This window comes from Cupriavidus sp. 05N40 (assembly GCF_056397305.1).
The window spans coordinates 1-1,552 of record NZ_JBFTND010000430.1 but is presented as its reverse complement, the minus strand read 5'-3'; the positions used below and the strand labels follow the sequence as shown (position 1 = coordinate 1,552).

At 61.0% G+C, this 1,552-nt stretch carries 1 protein-coding gene, 1 tRNA gene and 1 rRNA gene; 2 read left to right on the top strand and 1 reads right to left on the bottom strand.

Annotated features, from left to right (window positions below):
* The first annotated feature begins 77 nt into the window (after positions 1 to 77).
* Together AC1DO7_RS41240 and AC1DO7_RS41235 are read left to right on the top strand one after the other, a co-directional pair.
* Positions 78 to 153, top strand: a tRNA-His gene (locus tag AC1DO7_RS41240).
* Between the two features lie 245 nt (positions 154 to 398).
* Positions 399 to 1,325, top strand: coding sequence for a DUF808 domain-containing protein (locus tag AC1DO7_RS41235; RefSeq protein WP_441613327.1), 927 nt, complete (start codon positions 399 to 401; stop codon positions 1,323 to 1,325).
* 104 nt (positions 1,326 to 1,429) lie between these two features.
* On the opposite strand, the gene rrf is transcribed toward AC1DO7_RS41235, so the two are convergent.
* A 5S ribosomal RNA gene (gene rrf, locus AC1DO7_RS41230) occupies positions 1,430 to 1,543 on the bottom strand.
* Positions 1,544 to 1,552 lie beyond the last annotated feature (9 nt).

Sequence of the window (1,552 nt, the reverse complement as noted above, 5' to 3'; positions counted from 1 at the left end):
AAGTACTAGCCATCCGCGAATGAAGTTTGTATAATCTTGTTTTTCGTCGATCAGCACTCAGCTGAAAGACTACGACGGTGGCTGTAGCTCAGTTGGTAGAGTCCAGGATTGTGATTCCTGTCGTCGTGGGTTCGAGTCCCATCAGCCACCCCAGAATTGCATTGCAAAAACAGCGAGCTGCGAAGCTCGCTGTTTTTGTTTGTGGGTCTGTTATTTGTCTCAGGCCCGATCGCAAGCCGATTCCGGCGCCCTCTCCCCTCCCCATTTCGTCTACGCACTCGCGTTATTTGCCTGGCTCAACGAGGCAATAGCGGTATTCTGACGACGCCGTATGCTCCATGCGCGCGGCAAATGCGCGACGTATCTGCTTTCTCGCTACCCACCCGGGAGATCTGGATATGGCTGGCTCGAGCCTGCTTCTGCTGATCGACGACATCACTACCATGCTTGACGACGTGGCGGCCTTGAGCAAATTGGCCGCCAAGAAGACCGCGGGCGTGCTCGGCGACGATCTCGCCCTCAATGCCCAGCAGGTCAGCGGTGTCAACGCTGAACGCGAGTTGCCGGTGGTTTGGGCTGTTGCGAAGGGATCCCTGCGCAACAAGGCCATCTTGGTACCATCCGCGCTGGCCATCAGTGCCGTCATCCCGTGGGCGATCGTGCCGCTGCTGATGGCCGGCGGCGCCTTCCTCTGCTACGAGGGTTTCGAAAAGATTGCGCACGGCTTCATGCATCAGGACGGGCAGGAGACAGCAGCAAGCCCGGCGCCGGAGACGGCGGACCCCACCGCTCTCGAAAGGTCGAAGATCCGCGGCGCAGTGCGTACGGATTTCATCTTGTCGGCTGAAATCATCGTCATTTCCCTCGGCACCGTTTCGAGCGCCGCGTTCGGGACGCAGGTTGCCGTGTTGACGGCGATTGCCCTGATCATGACGGTAGGTGTCTATGGCCTGGTGGCCGGCATCGTCAAACTGGACGACGCCGGACTCTATCTGCACCAGCGCTCATCGGCCGCGGCGCGCGCTGCGGGCCGCGGCATCCTGCGCATGGCGCCCTGGCTGATGCGGGCGCTCTCGGTGGCGGGTACCGTGGCGATGTTCCTGGTTGGCGGCGGGATCCTGGTCCACGGATTCCCCGGCGCGCATCATTTGACGGATCTCGTGACCGGCGTTCTGGCGGATGTACCAAGCGTGGGAAGCAGCCTGGAAATGCTCGGACCGCTGCTGCTCAACGCGGTAGCCGGCATGCTGGCCGGTGCGCTGGTCACTGCCACGGTTGCCGTGGCCAGGTTCGGGATGCGGATGTTTCGGCCCTCCTCCGACTGATCACTCCGAGCCGCGGACCGGTCGCTGCGGATCGGTCACTACGAATCGGCCGCCCAAAAAGCAAAACCCCCCAGTACGTGCGTACTGAGGGGTTTCAAGGGAGAGCCTGGCGATTACCTACTTTCACACGGGTAATCCGCACTATCATCGGCGTGGAGTCGTTTCACGGTCCTGTTCGGGATGGGAAGGGGTGGTTCCAACTCGCTATGGTCACCAGGCATAAACGG

Coding starts and splice junctions, on each gene's coding strand:
- AC1DO7_RS41235 (WP_441613327.1), top strand. CDS start 399: ATGGCTGGCTCGAGCCTGCTTCTGCTGATCGACGACATCACTACCATG.